Consider the following 14,463-nt stretch of genomic DNA (forward strand, 5'->3'; position numbering starts at 1 on the left):
CACCACATACAAAAGAAATCCCTCCGTCCGATAATGGGCGGGGGATTTTTTGCAGTTCAAGGCTATGGATGGATCGATTCTAGGTTAAAGGAACGGGCTTAACCTTCTTCAGATGCTCTTGCAGTACCTGAATCAGTTCATCCTGCTTCCCTTTCGGCAAATCCTTCCAGATCATTTCAAACAGGGTTCCGAGTCCCGGCAGAGCTGCTTCGGGTCCATCAACGGATCCTTCAATCATCTCTCTGATATCCTTATCCGGCTTGCCATGTACCTTGTGAACGATCGCTTGGCGCAAATCCAGTACGATAGACATGTGTTTGTCCCTCCAAAAGTAGTCTTTTCCTGCCTATATACTGTTCCCTGAGCAGAGCGTATAAATTCAAGTTTTCCATTCATTGTGCTATACTACTTAGGATGAATTGGTTGAAAGCACTTATAATAATGAAGAACTACCTTATAGAATAATTCTCTAATACCTAAGATGATATGGAGGTACCCTATTATGGCCAAAAAACAATATGCCGTGATCGGCATGGGCCGCTTTGGATCGAGTGTTGCTTATGCACTTAGTGAAATGGGGTTTGACGTTCTGGCAATAGATCGGGACGAGCATAGAATACAAGACATATCCAATGTAGTGACACATGCGGTGTCCGCAGATTCCACGGATGAGGAGGCGCTCAGAGCGATTGGCATTCGGAATTTTGATGTGGTGGTCGTTGCGATTGGTGAAGATATTCAGGCGAGCATATTAACGACGCTGATTCTGAAGGATATGGGTATCCAGTCTTTAATTGTGAAGGCTAAGTCGGAGCTTCATGGCAAGGTGTTGTCCAAGATTGGTGCGGATAAAGTCGTTTATCCGGAACGAGATATGGGAATGCGGGTCGCACATCATCTAGCGTCGCCAAATATTTTGGATTATATCGAGCTGTCAGAGGAATACAGTATTCTGGAAATGAAAGCATCGTCGAACATTATTGGACAAAATTTGTTACAGCTCAACATCCGTGCCCGTTATGGCTGTAATGTCATTGCTATCCGCAAAGGGACAGAGATGAATATTTCACCAGATGCAAGTGATCAAATACAGCCTGAGGATGTGCTTATTATTGTGGGTCACAAGGATGATCTGACCAAGCTAGAGCTTGCCTATTCAAGATAAAGAAGGATTGAAGACATATGGAAATCGTTTCGGTACATAATCCGAGAGTGAAGGAATGGGCGCAGCTGCTCGACAAGAAGTATCGAACCCGGCAGAATAAATACATGATTGAAGGCATTCATTTGGTTCAAGAGGCGTTAAGCTATGATGCTGATATCGAATGTATAGCTTATGATATGGACAAAGGAATACCGGGAGAGCTGACAGGCTATGCAGATTCACAAGGCCGTGTCGAATGGATACCGGTGTCTGCTGCAATCATTGAAAAGTGCACCGATACGGTGACACCGCAGCCGGTGTTTGCCATCGTTAGAAAAGATGCGGCCGGGTTGAGCATATTCTTAGACAAAAAGGACAGCTTGATTATCGTGTTGGATCGGCTTCAGGATCCGGGCAATGTCGGTACAATTATCCGCAGTGCAGATGCAGCCGGGGCAGACGGTGTGATCGTAGGGCGGGGGAGTGCAGATATATATAATCCCAAAACGATACGTTCCACGATGGGTTCATTTTTTCATTTGCCTGTCGTTGAAGCCGATCTGTCTGAAGTGCTACCAAGAGCCAAAGCAGAAGGAGTTACACTCGTCAGTACATCGCTGGCTGCGGAGAGCTCCTGCTATGATTATGATTTTAGAGGAGCAAAGTGGCTTGTCATTGGTAATGAAGGCAGCGGTGTCTCCGAGGAGGTAAGCCGTCTTGTGGATGATGCCATTATTATTCCAAGTCCCGGACAGGCAGAGTCACTGAATGCCGCAATGGCTGCTACCATACTTATGTTTGAAGCAATGAGGCAGCGGCATTACTCTGCATGATAACGGACTGGTGAATTAAATAGGACAGACATCGAGATGGCAGCGAAACCTTTGGTTTACAAAGGGGCGTTGCCATTTAATTTAGGAGAATACATATGAACTTGATAAGCCGTATTACAGATTATGACATTTTGGGTGAGCGTTCGGAACTTCTTCATTCCGTGTCCAGGTATGGGGCTAGAGGGGTGCTTGTCGATGAGAATTTCAATATTGCGATGATGCATATGACCAAACGGAGATTATATAAGCTGCCTGGCGGGGGAATCGAAGGGACAGAGACGCCGGAAGAAGCCTTTTTGCGTGAAGTAGAGGAAGAGACAGGCTATCGGGCAAAAATTACGCATCCGCTGGGCCGCATTGAAGAGCATAAGACCAAAAATCAGTTCCTGCAGTTATCCTACTGCTTCATTGCCAAATCAGTTGAGGAGAACACGGTGAAGCTCACAGCCAAGGAGAAGCAGCTCGGGTTGACGGTGATCTGGATGACAATGAATGAAGCTCTTACAGCAATGGACAGATCATTCAGGAATTGTCGGGAGTATTCGAGTAAATTTATGACTCTAAGAGATAAAACCATATTGGAGCAGGCTATTACCGTTCTAAGAGGCTTATAAAGGTTAAGAAAATATTAATATTCTGTTAAAAATTGAGGATCGAAACCATGGTATAATGCTCGCAAATCCATTTAAAGGGAGGTTAATTCAATTTCATCGCTTAAATGAGTTATGAAATTGATGGAGTGAGGGTCACAGGATAATGGTTAATCCATAATATGGAAATGTTTAAAATATTGGAAACGGCTATGGATGAGGAGAGACATGATGATGAAATTGCGCAAACTGACGGCAATTCTATTAATACCTGCACTTATTTTGCTAAGTATGTATATGGCCCCCGCTGCTTCTGCGGATGCGGTAGAGGGGGATATTATTGTTATACTCGGGGAGGATTTGACTGCGGCACAGAAGGAACAAGTGCTAGCCGATCTGGATGCCCCTGCAGATGCGATGACAATTCAGGTGACAAATGAAGAAGAACATAAATATCTGGGCAGTCATATGTCTAAGGCACAAATCGGAAGCAAGGCGCTAAGTTCCGCTAAAATTGTAATCGGCAAGCCCGGAAGCGGCGTGTCAGCAACTTCCAATCACATTAACTGGGTAACCAACGATATGTACCTTAATGCGATGATCACAGCGGGTGTTAAGGATGCTCATGTTAGTATTACCGCACCATTTGATGTATCAGGTACAGCTGCACTGACAGGGATTATTAAAGCATATGAAACAACGACAGATACCCAAATCCCGGAGGAGCAGAAGCAGGTTGCTAACGAGGAGATCGTAAAGACCGCACAATTATCCGATTCCATCGGAGCGGAAGAAACGACGACGCTGATGACGAACATCAAAGAGGAACTCGCGCAAAATCAGCCTGAGACGAGAGAAGAAATGCAAACTATGATTGTTAATATTGCAAATAATCTTAATATCACGATTCCGGAAGCTCAGCTGAATGGATTAGTCGATCTGTTTATGAACATGAAGGATGCGAATATTAATTGGAATGCAGTAGGAGATCAGCTGGAGCAAGCCAAACAGCAGTTCACTGATTTTATAGAGTCAGAGCAGGGACAAGGCATTCTGGCAGCGATTAAAGACTTTTTTGTAGGACTGATCGAAATTATTAAAGGCTGGTTCTCCTAATTGAATAGAATATTGTAAGAGAGCACTGCTTTCAGCGGATGGCTGCGAATCATATGCAGGCATCCGAGGAAGGGTGCTTTTTTGTTATTCAGTAAAATATTTTAAAACATAGCAGCAGTTGAACTTGTTGATTACATATGGGAATTGAAAATGGGACTTCCTGCTAATACCTGCCTCAAAATAAATCTCAGCTCGAAAGGAAGATCATAGGTTATGCGTAAAGTGATCACCAGATGTGTTATCGCTTCTGTCCTCCTCCTCACCTCTTGTTCAGATCATGCTGATAAGGAGAAGGAGACTGAGGATGCATATAATACACAGCAGATCCACAAGCCCGATAAGAAGCAGCAGGAACAGCTTGAGGACCATGTCGCAACGCCTAATCAGGATACCACTCGCGAGGAATTGACAAGCCAATCAATGCCAGAGCTGCCTCGTGCTCAGTTGACCAATAAGGTTGAACTGGAATATATCGAGTACGACAGAGATGTAGTGTCATATGAAGACTTAAACAAAAGACCTGAGCTTGAAGAATGGCAAACCGCTGAGATCCTGGAATGGTATAACCGTATAGTACCCGAAACACTGGAGCAGGCAGGTCAGCTAGAGCTAATACCAACTGTGCAAATGGCCATTCAATTACCACGGAATAAGGAAGTCAAGGTATTATATGCGATTACCTTTCCTGATAAGGTGTATCTGCAGCTGCGATCATCTGAAATAATAACGTACAGAACTGACGCAGAGGATATCAAGCTGCTTCTGGAGACACTAATATTGGATGGACCTTATCAGCCCATCGAAGGTATAGAATATCGGGTTCTAACCGAGGAGTATCTTGTGAATGACGATCCGGACAATCCAAATACTAGTGTATTCTATCGGGAGTATAGAGTGTATAAGGACTATATGACAGGGTCTACACATGGGGTTAGTTTAGATCGAGTTGAAAATATAAGTGAGGCCAAAAAAGCGCTAAAAGGATTTGGCAGTCTTAAGCTTCCTCCTAATACCATTGTCAGCCCGAAGATATTGAAGCAATGGCAAGCCGAAGGATATTATCCTGTTCAGGAATATTCCGAGGAGTCTGAAAGAGGGCTGACTTATGATGATCTTCTGGAACAAGGCAAATAGCCATTGAGGTAGAGTAACGCGTATTAGCGAAAGTTTGATGGCCAGTTCCAAAAGTTTGACTGTACCGCTTCAATTCAGATAAAGATCTAAGAGGTAGATAGCAATTTAGGATAACCCCCGTAACTGCTTACGGGGGTTATTGCTGCATGGATCCGTCTTTGTCTGCGTTAAGGACTACAGCCACTTCTTCGCCCATTGTCCAATGGAGCTCAAAGCACGTGCAAGCTCTGTCCCTTTGCGGGTAAGTGAATATTCGGTACGGACAGGTCGATCAGCAATGACATTCCGAATGACAATGCCTTCTTCCTCGAGTTCTTTCATTCGTTCGTTCAGAACGCGTTTGCTTAAGTCGGGGATAACAGCATGTATTTCACTGAAACGCTTGGGCTCCTCCATTAAGGTGTGAACAATAGGCGCAACCCATTTCCGACCAATAATTTGATACGAACGCGAGACTTTCTCACACATCTGCATATGATTTGACGTCGATTGTTCATCCATTTCAAGGCCCCCTTATGCACTTGATTATTAAAAGTAACTTCTATTGTACATGGAGCTATTCCAGAAAGTGAAAAAACAGTTATTAGAATTATTTATAGAATACCATGGAAAGCGCTATCATAACAGAAAAATTTTATTGTTCACAGATTCGACATTTTTTGTTGACGAAAGGTGTCAGCTGGGTGTATGATAATCACGTTAATTCATTTGGTTACAAATAATAACCAACATCGAACGGAAATAGTAATTTCTTATAGGTAATACATGTGGTGTTGATTATGGAAATAAGTGCGTATTATCGTTGCGTAATTTTCACATGATAACTAGCGCACAATATAGGTAGAGACACGGGAGGCATATCAGAATGGATTCAATGACTTTTGTCCTGTTCGGGGCTACTGGCGACTTAGCCAAGAGAAAAATTTACCCAGCACTATACAACCTGTATGTTGATCAAAAAATGCCATCATCATTTTCTGTTATTGGTCTAGGAAGAAGAGAAGTGTCCGATGTGGATTTCCAGGCGAGAGTTGAAGCCTCACTTCATACATTCTCTCGCCGTTCTCCAGAGGATGCCGCTAAGGTACGTGATTTCCTAGGCGCTTTTCGTTATACATCGCTTAACAATACCAAGCTTGAAGATTACAAGAAGCTGCTTGAAGTGGTTGAAAAACGTGAGCAGGAGCTTGGCATTCCACAAAATCGGATGTTCTATTTGTCGGTTGCTCCAGAATTTTTTGAGCCCATTGCCGAAAATATCAAAGAGAGCGGGCTTGGTTCAGGCCGCGGCTGGAAACGGCTTATCATTGAGAAGCCATTCGGTCATGACTTGGCATCTGCAATACAGCTGAATGAGAAGCTGAACAGTACTTTTGCAGAGGAAGAGATTTACCGTATTGACCATTTCCTCGGTAAACCCATGGTTCAGAATCTTGAGGTACTAAGTGCAACGAATCCTGTCATGCATGCATTGTGGGGAAATCATTATATTTCGAATGTGCAAATTACCGCAAGTGAAACCGTAGGGGTCGAAGAGCGGGCAGAATACTATGACCATACTGGAGCCGTAAGAGATATGTTCCAAAATCATATGCTGCAGCTGCTCATGATGATCTCACTTCACCTGCCGAAGAAATCTTCTCCAGATGAGGTTCGTGCGAAGAAGAGAAATACGGCACAGTCTTTGATTCCGCTGGATGAAGAAGCACTTGATCGGCATATTGTAAGAGCGCAATACCAAGCAGGTGATTTACAAGGTAAACCCGTAGTTGGTTACCTGGAAGAGCCCGGTATTGAAGCAACTTCCAAGAACGACACGTATTTCGCAGCACGCTTGTTCCTGGATGATCCATTCTGGACAGGAGTTCCTTTCTATATCCGTACAGGTAAACGTCTGAGTGAAAAATCGACACGAATCGTAGTTGAGTTCAAGCAGCCGCTAAGTGCGGGAACGTCTAATGGTGAATCGGTATCTGCTAACTTGCTTACCATCGATATTGGACCGAAGGAAGGCATGCGCCTGACGCTGAATTCTAAGAGCCCAATGCATCATGATACGATTGAGCCGATGGAGCTTAGCTTCAATTCCTCGTATGACAACGTACCTGAAGCTTATGAGAACCTCATTTTTGATGCGCTTCGTGGTGATGCCACATTCTTCGCGCATTGGGATGAAGTAGAGCTGTCATGGAGATGGGTAGAGCCGATTCTTAAAGCCTTTGCTGCAAATGAAGTTCCACTTCACTATTATGCGGCGGGAACAGAAGGTCCTGCGGCAGCGGAAGAACTGCTTGCACAGGACGGAAATCGCTGGCATTAATCATTGTTCTAAAACGTTATCCGGCTGATATGCAGCCGATGACATAGATTGTTGGACAAAAAACAGAGAAGATCTAGGAGGCAACATACATGAAGGTAGGACTTATTGGATTAGGAAAAATGGGATTAAACCTGGGAAAAAACTTGATTGATCATAAGCATGAAGTCGTGGCTTACGACTTGAATGCAGGTGCTGTCGAAGAAATGAAGGGTTACGGTGCAACAGGTGCTTCTTCTTACAAGGAAGTTATTGATCAGCTGGAATCACCGCGCATTCTGTGGATCATGGTTCCGCATGCTGTCGTGGATAGTGTTATTGCTGATCTTACTCCTCTGCTGGATAAAGGGGACATCGTCATTGAAGCAGGTAACTCACACTATAAAGAATCCATTGCCCGCTATGATCAGCTCAAAGCGCACGGCGTTCATTTCATGGACGTAGGTACTTCTGGCGGTATGGAAGGCGCAAGAAACGGCGCTTGTTACATGATCGGCGGAGACGAAGAAGCATGGAGCATCGTTGAGCCTCTGTTCAAAGATACCTCTGTAGAAAATGGCTATCTGTATGCTGGCAAAGCAGGCAGCGGTCACTTCCTGAAAATGGTCCACAACGGTATCGAGTACGGTATGATGGCTTCCATCGGGGAAGGCTTCGAAGTGCTTGAGAAGAGTGACTATGATTTTGACTACGAAAAAGTAGCGCGTGTATGGAACAACGGATCGGTTATCCGTTCCTGGCTGATGGAGCTTACAGAGCGTGCATTCTCCAAAGATTCAAACCTAGACGAAATCCGTGGAGTGATGCACTCATCCGGTGAAGGTAAATGGACGGTTGAAACGGCATTTGATCTGCAGGCAGCTACACCGGTTATCGCTCTGTCCCTTCTGATGCGTTACCGTTCCCTTGAGAACGATACGTTCACAGGTAAAGTCGTTGCTGCACTTCGTAACGAATTTGGCGGACATGCAGTAGAGAAGAAATAAGAATGTAGTTCTCTTTGAATGGATAGGGATGGAAGAATGATCTCTGTTGATGTATCATATACACTACGAACTTATCCTGAGAAGGAATTTCGCTTTTGAGCGAGGTTCCTTCTCTTTTGTTTTTTATGACCAGGCTTACAGCTTGATCTTCTTTTTTGGAACCTGACTGCATAAGGATAAATGGACACACCTCTCTTGAGGGAGGAATGCGAAGCATGGCATTCAAACGAGGAAGATGGCGTACACAGCGTCAAAAAACCGGGGGTCAGCGTAAAAAGTGGATTTTGATTGTACTGTTGGTGATTGTCATTGTGACCATCCAGTCCATTAGTTATGTGGAACGGAATTTGAAGCCCCCTATTATGCATCTGGCAAAAATCAGAGTGAAGCAGCTTGGGACGGAGGCCATTAACAAAGCGATTACGAGTCAAATCTCTGCAGCGGGTCCTTCTAACGAGCTGATTGATTGGAAGACGGATGCGGAGGGGAAAATCAGCGGATTCATGCTGAACTATAACGAGCATATGCGGATAACCTCGAGCGCGTTGTCTGTCGTTCAGACCACACTTCAGGAAATGGAGACGATTGAGGATCACGTTCCTGTAGGGCAAGCGCTGGGCAGTCCACTGCTGTCCTCCTTCGGACCCAAAGTTCCGATTCGGATCGAGCCGCAAGGCGCAGTCAAGGTTGACCTCAATACAAGGCAGCAAAATGCCGGCATTAATATGATTCTGGTCGAGGTATACATTCATATTGTGGCAGAGGTTGCTGTTGTCGTCCCTCTGGATATGGAGCCGGAAGTGGTCGACACGGAAATTCCGATTTCGTATTTGTTAGTTGTAGGGGATGTACCCATGTATTATTACGACGGCAAGGGCAATCCAGTTGGAGAGAATGGAGCTAACGCGCCAAGTATTGCGATCCCATCCCTGCCAGGCGGAACAGTGCCTAATACGGGGGTAACCACTCCAGACGCAGGAACAACTGTCCCTAGTGAGGAGGAAGAGAGCGAGCTGTACATGGAGGAGCCAGACTTATCCTTGCCAACAGGTAATGAGTGAATTCATATCTAATGAAAGAGCTTGCAGTCATGCGAGTGAATTCATATCTAATGAAAGAGCTTGCAGTCATGCGAGTGAATTCATATCTAATGAAAGAGCTTGCAGTCATGCGAGTGAATTTATATCTAATGAAAGAGCTTGCAGTCATGCGAGTGAATTCACATCTAATGAAAGAACTCGCAGAACAGGAGTGAGTACTTTTCCTCTTGGTTCTGCGAGTCGCTTTTATTTTTTGCTGTTCTTCTTAGCTTTACGTGCCCGATACTCGTCATTCTCCCATTGTCTGAGTGAAGGATAAGGGTCAAACGACCACTCAGTTAAGCCGCTGTCACGATAAATACCATAATGCAAATGAGGAGGGAATTTCCCCTGCGTACCCGGCTTGCCGTAACCTGAACTGCCCACCCATCCGATGGTTTGTCCTGGAGTGACCAGACTGCCCACATGAACCGATTTATCAAAGCCTGAGAGGTGTGCATAATAGTGATAATGGTTATCCAGGTCTCTTATTCCCACACGCCACCCTCCAAATGGATTCCAGCCTTTGATCTCAATGACCCCATAGCATGTACTTCGAACAGGATATCCATGAGGTGCAAACAGGTCTGTTCCTTCATGAATTCTTCGGCCGCCCCAGCTTCGGCTCGTTCCCCAGGTGCTGCGATAGGAGTAGGAATTGCCTATCGGCAAAGGAAAAGCATGCTGAGCGAGATCAAGCGTATCAAAATGCTTATAAATTCTCGCAAATTGCTGGATGCGCTGCACGGATCTCGAATTTTGATAATACTCCCACAGGGCAATACCTAGATCGTCTGAGGATAAACCATACTTGGATGTAATTCGGGCCATGCTGTAGAGGACATCATAGTCATTGTTGGGATCGGCGATATTGTCACCAGTACCATCTAAGCCATATCCGCCGAATACCTCGATGGATAATGGATTTCGATCTAAAGAATCTGGATTTAAGATACCGGACCAGAGCTGAGGTTCAAAAAACACCCCGGTCAGCCGCTCTTCATGAGCGCGGTCCTTCGGATGTGCCTTCGTCATCGTACGCTCGTACTGATCAATGGCCGCCAAGTAATACCATGGAACACCGCTGACTGCGCTGATTTGGTCATACAGAATTTTGCGTTCCTTATAGATCTCTTCTTTGGCTAGAGGTTTCGTCTCTTCACTTTTTGCATACACATCGGTTACTGACGAAGCAAAGAGGGAAGCGGATATTATCAGTGTGACGCCGAGGTTCAACCATTTTTTCTTCTGAATCCGTATCAAAAAAGCCAATCCTCCTTTCGTCATATTTTTCATTGTATTTAGGTTCACACATCAGCATCGTTTTTATCCGTCTTTACAGAAAAAAGCTGGAGTTTAAGTCCTACAAATTATTTCAATTTGGAGCTTATTCCCATAAATCCATGTTATAATGTGTTCCATGCGAAATTTCCAACTTGATATAGAAAGAAGGGTCTCTTTTGGCGAATAAAGTAAAAGAACCAAAACCCGATTGGATCAAAATCAAGCTGACGACGGGAGATAATTATCAAGAAATTAAAGATATGATGCGTTCAAAGACGCTGCATACGGTATGTGAAGAAGCACGTTGTCCGAATATTTACGAATGCTGGGCTAATCGAACAGCGACTTTTATGATACTGGGAGATATTTGTACAAGAGCCTGCCGATTCTGTGCGGTTAATACAGGGCTGCCTACAGAGCTGGATTTGAAAGAGCCGGAGCGAGTAGCGGAAGCAGCAGAACAAATGAACCTGAAGCATTGTGTTGTCACCAGTGTGGCCAGAGATGATCTTGCAGACGGAGGAGCTTCCATCTTTGCAGAGACCATTCATGCCATTCGCCGAAAACTGCCTTTTTGCAGTGTAGAGGTATTAATTCCGGATTTTCTCGGAAATGAAGAGGCTTTAAAGATCGTGATGGACGCTAAGCCGGACATCCTTAATCACAACATGGAAACGGTCGAGCGCTTGTCTGACAAAGTTCGGGCAAAGGCCAAGTACAAGCGATCCCTTCAGCTGCTTGAACGTGCCAAAAAAATGCAGCCTCAAATTCCAACGAAGTCCAGCATTATGCTCGGATTGGGGGAGACTTGGGAAGAAATACTGCAAACGATGGATGATTTGAGAAGCGTAGACTGTGATATTATGACGATCGGTCAGTATTTGCAGCCTTCGGACAAGCATCTGTATGTTGAAAGATACGTAACACCAGAAGAATTCTCCAAGCTTAAGGACGAAGGCCTCGCTCGCGGCTTCAGCCATGTTGAATCAGGGCCAATGGTCAGAAGTTCTTACCATGCGCATGAACAAGTTAAGTCTGCCGCGAATGCTAATAATGTAGTATGATAAGAGCAGGCCTGAACCTATGGGCGGTTTGGATAGAAAGGAAGGAAGACGGTTTTGATTCAGATTAGCGGGAAAACTTACGAAGTATTACAGGACTATCGAAATGGTTGGAATCCGGAAGCCTTTCGTGACCGGTATAGTGAAGTCCTGGAACGCTATGATTACATCATTGGGGATTGGGGCTACAATCAACTCCGGCTCAAAGGCTTCTACCGAGATAACCATCCAAAAGCGAACAAGGATACATCGATAGCGGGAATGGTTGATTATATTAACGAGTACTGCAATTTTGGGTGTGCTTATTTTGTGCTACAGAAACTTAAGGAACCTAAAGAAAACAAAGAACACAAAGATAACAGCAGCAAGGAGCATAAAGAATCCAAGGCTGTGAAGGAAGCAAGAGAGTCCAAGGAAGCTGCAGAGCCTAAGGAAGCCAGCGAAATTAAGGAATCCAAGAATTCTAAAGAAACCAAGGACAAAGAGAATATGGAAAAAATAAAAAGCAGCTCCTTATAAGGAGTTGCTTTTTATTTTAGTCCAAAAATGCAGTTCGAACCCGATCCCAGAACGGATATGGACGATATCGGGCAAAGCTGACCTTCTGAGTAGAAACCTGACATTTCACAGAGATCAGATCGTCTACTGTTAAGTTCACATGGTCAATGGTCAGCAGCAGACGTTGAGATTTGCGAGAGAAGATGTCGCAATGATGATGCTTCGGTAGAACGATTGGCGAGCCTAATGTACGGTAGACCCGATTATTAATGGATGCAATCTCTGCAATCTGCATCGCTTCAATGGTCGGATGAACCATGGCGCCGCCGAGGGCCTTATTGTACGCCGTACTTCCCGATGGGGTGGATACACAAATCCCGTCACCACGGAACATTTCAAATGTGACATCGTTAATATCGACCTGGGCAACCACGGTGCCGTCTACACCTTTTAACGTGAATTCATTAAGGGCGATCATAGAACTCACACCGGATTTGCGGCGAATCTCCAGATCAATGAGCGGATACTCGACGATACGAGGGGAACGGGCAGCATCCTTATTTCCTTCAGCCATAAGCTGTATGAGATCCTCAAGCTCGTCTGCTTTCCAATCTGCATAGAAGCCCAGATGGCCGGTATGAACGCCGACGAATGCGATATCAGGAATCCGGTCTGTGAAGGTGTGAAATGCTTGCAGCATGGTTCCATCTCCACCGATCGATATCACAATTTCCGGTGATTTGGCATCGAGAGTAAACCCATGCTCCTTGGCCAATTTATGAAACTGCTGGGCTAAATCAATGGATAAAGAGTCTCCTCTGTCCTGAACATAATATCTCAAGATGAAAGCTCCTTTGTCATCAGTATAACTCGATGATATCCAATTTCAGGAGAGAAAACAATCAATATGCGTAAAGTTCTAGACATTACCTGAATCTTGAAGCGAGCCGTTGGAGGAGGATGCAGACTAAGGTCAGCACAAACAAGAAGAATATTATTACTAAGGTGAGTGCAATTTGATAAGGGACAGCCTGGAAGATGGCCGATGGGTAAGGAAGGGAATGAAAGTGATCAGGCCACAGCATGAAGGATGATGTACTCTGATCAGGCATGACCAATTCCCAGCAGAGAAAGACAATCATCCCGGATAGCAATGCATGGACAAGTCGTGCCATCAAGAAAGGTGCATATCGTAATGGAGTTGGGTTAAGGATACTGACAACCTGCGCATGAACGGAGAGTCCTCCCCAAGATAATACACAGGCAGCAGCAGCCACTTTATACATTAAAGGTATGTCTGCAAGTGTTCCTGCATAGCGAGCACCGAGTGTAACTTCGAATAACCCGCCTACCAGCGCTTGAGAAATCTCTGGCGGCAGCCCGAGAGTCTTAAGCATCAGCTCCACTGTATGATACATGCCGGCCATCAGCCCTGCTTGAGTGAAGACCTCTAGTATAACGCAAAAAAAGACAACCAGGCCACCGACGACGGTAATTAGCTGCAAAGATGATTGTATCGCCTGCCTAAGCAATTCCCCCATCGTTCTACCGTCCTCGATGCGTGCCTCATGCATTGCCTCAAAGGCAGCACGGAGTCGATGGGATTTCACATCGGATGGACTTGATTCAGCAGTCGAGTGCGAATCTTTTTTTCCGTGAAACCGCATTAGCAAGCCTACGATCAGTCCAGCTCCATAATGTGCAATAGCCAGCATAAGTGCCACGGCGGGAAGCTGAAAAAAACCGACGGATACGGCTCCGATCAGGAAGATGGGATCAGATGTTGTCGTAAAGGCTACCAGACGTTCGCCCTCATCCCGGGTAATCTGCTTCTTCTCCCACAGCTTGGCCGTCAATTTGGCTCCAATCGGATATCCTGAAGCATAGCTGATCGCAGCAACAAATCCTCCGGTACCGGGGATACGAAATACAGGTCTCATGAGTGGATGCAGGAGTGCGCCTGTAAAATGAACGATGCCAAGCCCGAGCAGCAGCTCAGAAATGACAAAGAACGGAAATAAGGAAGGAAAGAGAACGTCCCACCAGATGGAGAGACCACGAACCCCTGCATTCCACACCGCTGTCGGATAAATCATCATGAATATGCATATAATGAAAAGGCCAAATACGATGCTTAGCGGAATAACTAGACGTTTCATGAGCATTAGTTCCTCCCGTAACTTCCGTTTCTCATCAACTGAGTCTAGTTAATATATGATCGTTATTGGACAAACAGGACAAAAAAATAAAGTAAGCGTTTCCAAATTAGCTGTAATTTAAAGTATTCTATGATAATATATATTTATTATAAGAAATAAGACTAAAGTCCTTTTTCAAATGTCGGATTTTCAACTTTTTTGAGGATGGAGTGATGTCATGATGGGAATTATAGCCGGTGTACTCGTCTGCGCTATCGTGTAT

The 14,463-nt window shown here is 44.9% G+C and carries 16 protein-coding genes; 11 read left to right on the forward strand and 5 right to left on the reverse strand.

The genetic code is table 11. The features are described 5' to 3' along the window. Positions 1-79: 79 nt before the first annotated feature. On the reverse strand, positions 80-313 hold the full coding sequence (sspI, locus tag BLW49_RS21360; protein ID WP_047913513.1) for a small acid-soluble spore protein SspI: 234 nt from the start codon (positions 311-313) through the stop codon (positions 80-82). 189 nt (positions 314-502) lie between these two features. Here sspI and BLW49_RS21365 point away from each other — a divergent pair, with 189 nt between their 5' ends. The 5 genes from BLW49_RS21365 to BLW49_RS21385 all read left to right on the forward strand — a co-directional run bounded on the left by BLW49_RS21365 (position 503) and on the right by BLW49_RS21385 (position 4,817). After that, on the forward strand, positions 503-1,165 hold the full coding sequence (locus BLW49_RS21365) for a potassium channel family protein (RefSeq protein WP_090726784.1): 663 nt from the start codon (positions 503-505) through the stop codon (positions 1,163-1,165). Between the two features lie 17 nt (positions 1,166-1,182). Next, the gene (locus tag BLW49_RS21370; RefSeq protein WP_090726786.1) at positions 1,183-1,977 is read left to right on the forward strand and encodes a TrmH family RNA methyltransferase; all 795 of its coding nucleotides are present in this window, start codon (positions 1,183-1,185) and stop codon (positions 1,975-1,977) included. Positions 1,978-2,072: 95 nt separating this feature from the next. After that, positions 2,073-2,591 (forward strand): NUDIX hydrolase, encoded by a 519-nt coding sequence (locus BLW49_RS21375; RefSeq protein WP_076314985.1) that lies wholly within the window; start codon positions 2,073-2,075, stop codon positions 2,589-2,591. 204 nt (positions 2,592-2,795) lie between these two features. Further along, positions 2,796-3,683, forward strand: coding sequence for a DUF1002 domain-containing protein (locus BLW49_RS21380; RefSeq protein WP_371264603.1), 888 nt, complete (start codon positions 2,796-2,798; stop codon positions 3,681-3,683). Positions 3,684-3,896: 213 nt separating this feature from the next. Further along, a complete protein-coding gene (locus BLW49_RS21385) occupies positions 3,897-4,817 on the forward strand; it encodes a hypothetical protein (protein ID WP_090726789.1) in 921 nt (306 codons plus the stop codon). Positions 4,818-4,991: 174 nt separating this feature from the next. Here BLW49_RS21385 and BLW49_RS21390 read toward each other — a convergent pair whose 3' ends face one another. Further along, a complete protein-coding gene (locus tag BLW49_RS21390; protein WP_076314987.1) occupies positions 4,992-5,318 on the reverse strand; it encodes a winged helix-turn-helix transcriptional regulator in 327 nt (108 codons plus the stop codon). A 364-nt stretch (positions 5,319-5,682) separates the two neighbouring features. On the opposite strand from BLW49_RS21390, the gene zwf reads away from it, so the two are divergent. The 4 genes from zwf to BLW49_RS28915 all read left to right on the forward strand — a co-directional run bounded on the left by zwf (position 5,683) and on the right by BLW49_RS28915 (position 9,375). Further along, positions 5,683-7,137, forward strand: coding sequence for a glucose-6-phosphate dehydrogenase (gene zwf / locus BLW49_RS21395; RefSeq protein WP_090726791.1), 1,455 nt, complete (start codon positions 5,683-5,685; stop codon positions 7,135-7,137). An 89-nt stretch (positions 7,138-7,226) separates the two neighbouring features. After that, positions 7,227-8,120, forward strand: a complete 894-nt coding sequence (gene gnd / locus BLW49_RS21400) for a phosphogluconate dehydrogenase (NAD(+)-dependent, decarboxylating) (RefSeq protein WP_090726794.1) — start codon at positions 7,227-7,229, stop codon at positions 8,118-8,120. A gap of 215 nt (positions 8,121-8,335) precedes the next feature. Continuing rightward, on the forward strand, positions 8,336-9,181 hold the full coding sequence (yunB, locus tag BLW49_RS21405) for a sporulation protein YunB (RefSeq protein WP_090726796.1): 846 nt from the start codon (positions 8,336-8,338) through the stop codon (positions 9,179-9,181). Positions 9,182-9,210: 29 nt separating this feature from the next. Then, positions 9,211-9,375 (forward strand): hypothetical protein, encoded by a 165-nt coding sequence (locus BLW49_RS28915; RefSeq protein WP_177178822.1) that lies wholly within the window; start codon positions 9,211-9,213, stop codon positions 9,373-9,375. 31 nt (positions 9,376-9,406) lie between these two features. Here BLW49_RS28915 and BLW49_RS21415 read toward each other — a convergent pair whose 3' ends face one another. Beyond that, positions 9,407-10,462 (reverse strand): M23 family metallopeptidase, encoded by a 1,056-nt coding sequence (locus BLW49_RS21415; RefSeq protein WP_256209885.1) that lies wholly within the window; start codon positions 10,460-10,462, stop codon positions 9,407-9,409. Between the two features lie 197 nt (positions 10,463-10,659). Here BLW49_RS21415 and lipA point away from each other — a divergent pair, with 197 nt between their 5' ends. Continuing rightward, on the forward strand, positions 10,660-11,547 hold the full coding sequence (lipA, locus tag BLW49_RS21420; protein ID WP_076314991.1) for a lipoyl synthase: 888 nt from the start codon (positions 10,660-10,662) through the stop codon (positions 11,545-11,547). 54 nt (positions 11,548-11,601) lie between these two features. After that, a complete protein-coding gene (locus BLW49_RS21425) occupies positions 11,602-12,063 on the forward strand; it encodes a YutD family protein (RefSeq protein WP_076314992.1) in 462 nt (153 codons plus the stop codon). Positions 12,064-12,079: 16 nt separating this feature from the next. Here the strand turns inward: BLW49_RS21425 and BLW49_RS21430 are convergent, their stop codons facing one another. Together BLW49_RS21430 and ylbJ are read right to left on the reverse strand one after the other, a co-directional pair. Continuing rightward, positions 12,080-12,883: an NAD kinase gene (locus BLW49_RS21430; protein WP_047913524.1), complete on the reverse strand. Its 804-nt coding sequence runs from the start codon at positions 12,881-12,883 to the stop codon at positions 12,080-12,082. 85 nt (positions 12,884-12,968) lie between these two features. Further along, positions 12,969-14,207 (reverse strand): sporulation integral membrane protein YlbJ, encoded by a 1,239-nt coding sequence (ylbJ, locus tag BLW49_RS21435; RefSeq protein WP_090726800.1) that lies wholly within the window; start codon positions 14,205-14,207, stop codon positions 12,969-12,971. Positions 14,208-14,463: the final 256 nt, after the last annotated feature.

The sequence above is a fragment of the Paenibacillus sp. PDC88 genome (assembly GCF_900106725.1).
Taxonomy (GTDB): domain Bacteria; phylum Bacillota; class Bacilli; order Paenibacillales; family Paenibacillaceae; genus Paenibacillus; species Paenibacillus shunpengii.

What these genes read in the sequence shown, in the direction of transcription:
- sspI (WP_047913513.1), bottom strand. Translation starts at nt 313, where the DNA reads ATGTCTATCGTACTGGATTTGCGCCAAGCGATCGTTCACAAGGTACAT.
- BLW49_RS21365 (WP_090726784.1), top strand. Translation starts at nt 503, where the DNA reads ATGGCCAAAAAACAATATGCCGTGATCGGCATGGGCCGCTTTGGATCG.
- BLW49_RS21370 (WP_090726786.1), top strand. Translation starts at nt 1,183, where the DNA reads ATGGAAATCGTTTCGGTACATAATCCGAGAGTGAAGGAATGGGCGCAG.
- BLW49_RS21375 (WP_076314985.1), top strand. Translation starts at nt 2,073, where the DNA reads ATGAACTTGATAAGCCGTATTACAGATTATGACATTTTGGGTGAGCGT.
- BLW49_RS21380 (WP_371264603.1), top strand. Translation starts at nt 2,796, where the DNA reads ATGATGATGAAATTGCGCAAACTGACGGCAATTCTATTAATACCTGCA.
- BLW49_RS21385 (WP_090726789.1), top strand. Translation starts at nt 3,897, where the DNA reads ATGCGTAAAGTGATCACCAGATGTGTTATCGCTTCTGTCCTCCTCCTC.
- BLW49_RS21390 (WP_076314987.1), bottom strand. Translation starts at nt 5,318, where the DNA reads ATGGATGAACAATCGACGTCAAATCATATGCAGATGTGTGAGAAAGTC.
- zwf (WP_090726791.1), top strand. Translation starts at nt 5,683, where the DNA reads ATGGATTCAATGACTTTTGTCCTGTTCGGGGCTACTGGCGACTTAGCC.
- gnd (WP_090726794.1), top strand. Translation starts at nt 7,227, where the DNA reads ATGAAGGTAGGACTTATTGGATTAGGAAAAATGGGATTAAACCTGGGA.
- yunB (WP_090726796.1), top strand. Translation starts at nt 8,336, where the DNA reads ATGGCATTCAAACGAGGAAGATGGCGTACACAGCGTCAAAAAACCGGG.
- BLW49_RS28915 (WP_177178822.1), top strand. Translation starts at nt 9,211, where the DNA reads ATGCGAGTGAATTCATATCTAATGAAAGAGCTTGCAGTCATGCGAGTG.
- ylbJ (WP_090726800.1), bottom strand. Translation starts at nt 14,207, where the DNA reads ATGCTCATGAAACGTCTAGTTATTCCGCTAAGCATCGTATTTGGCCTT.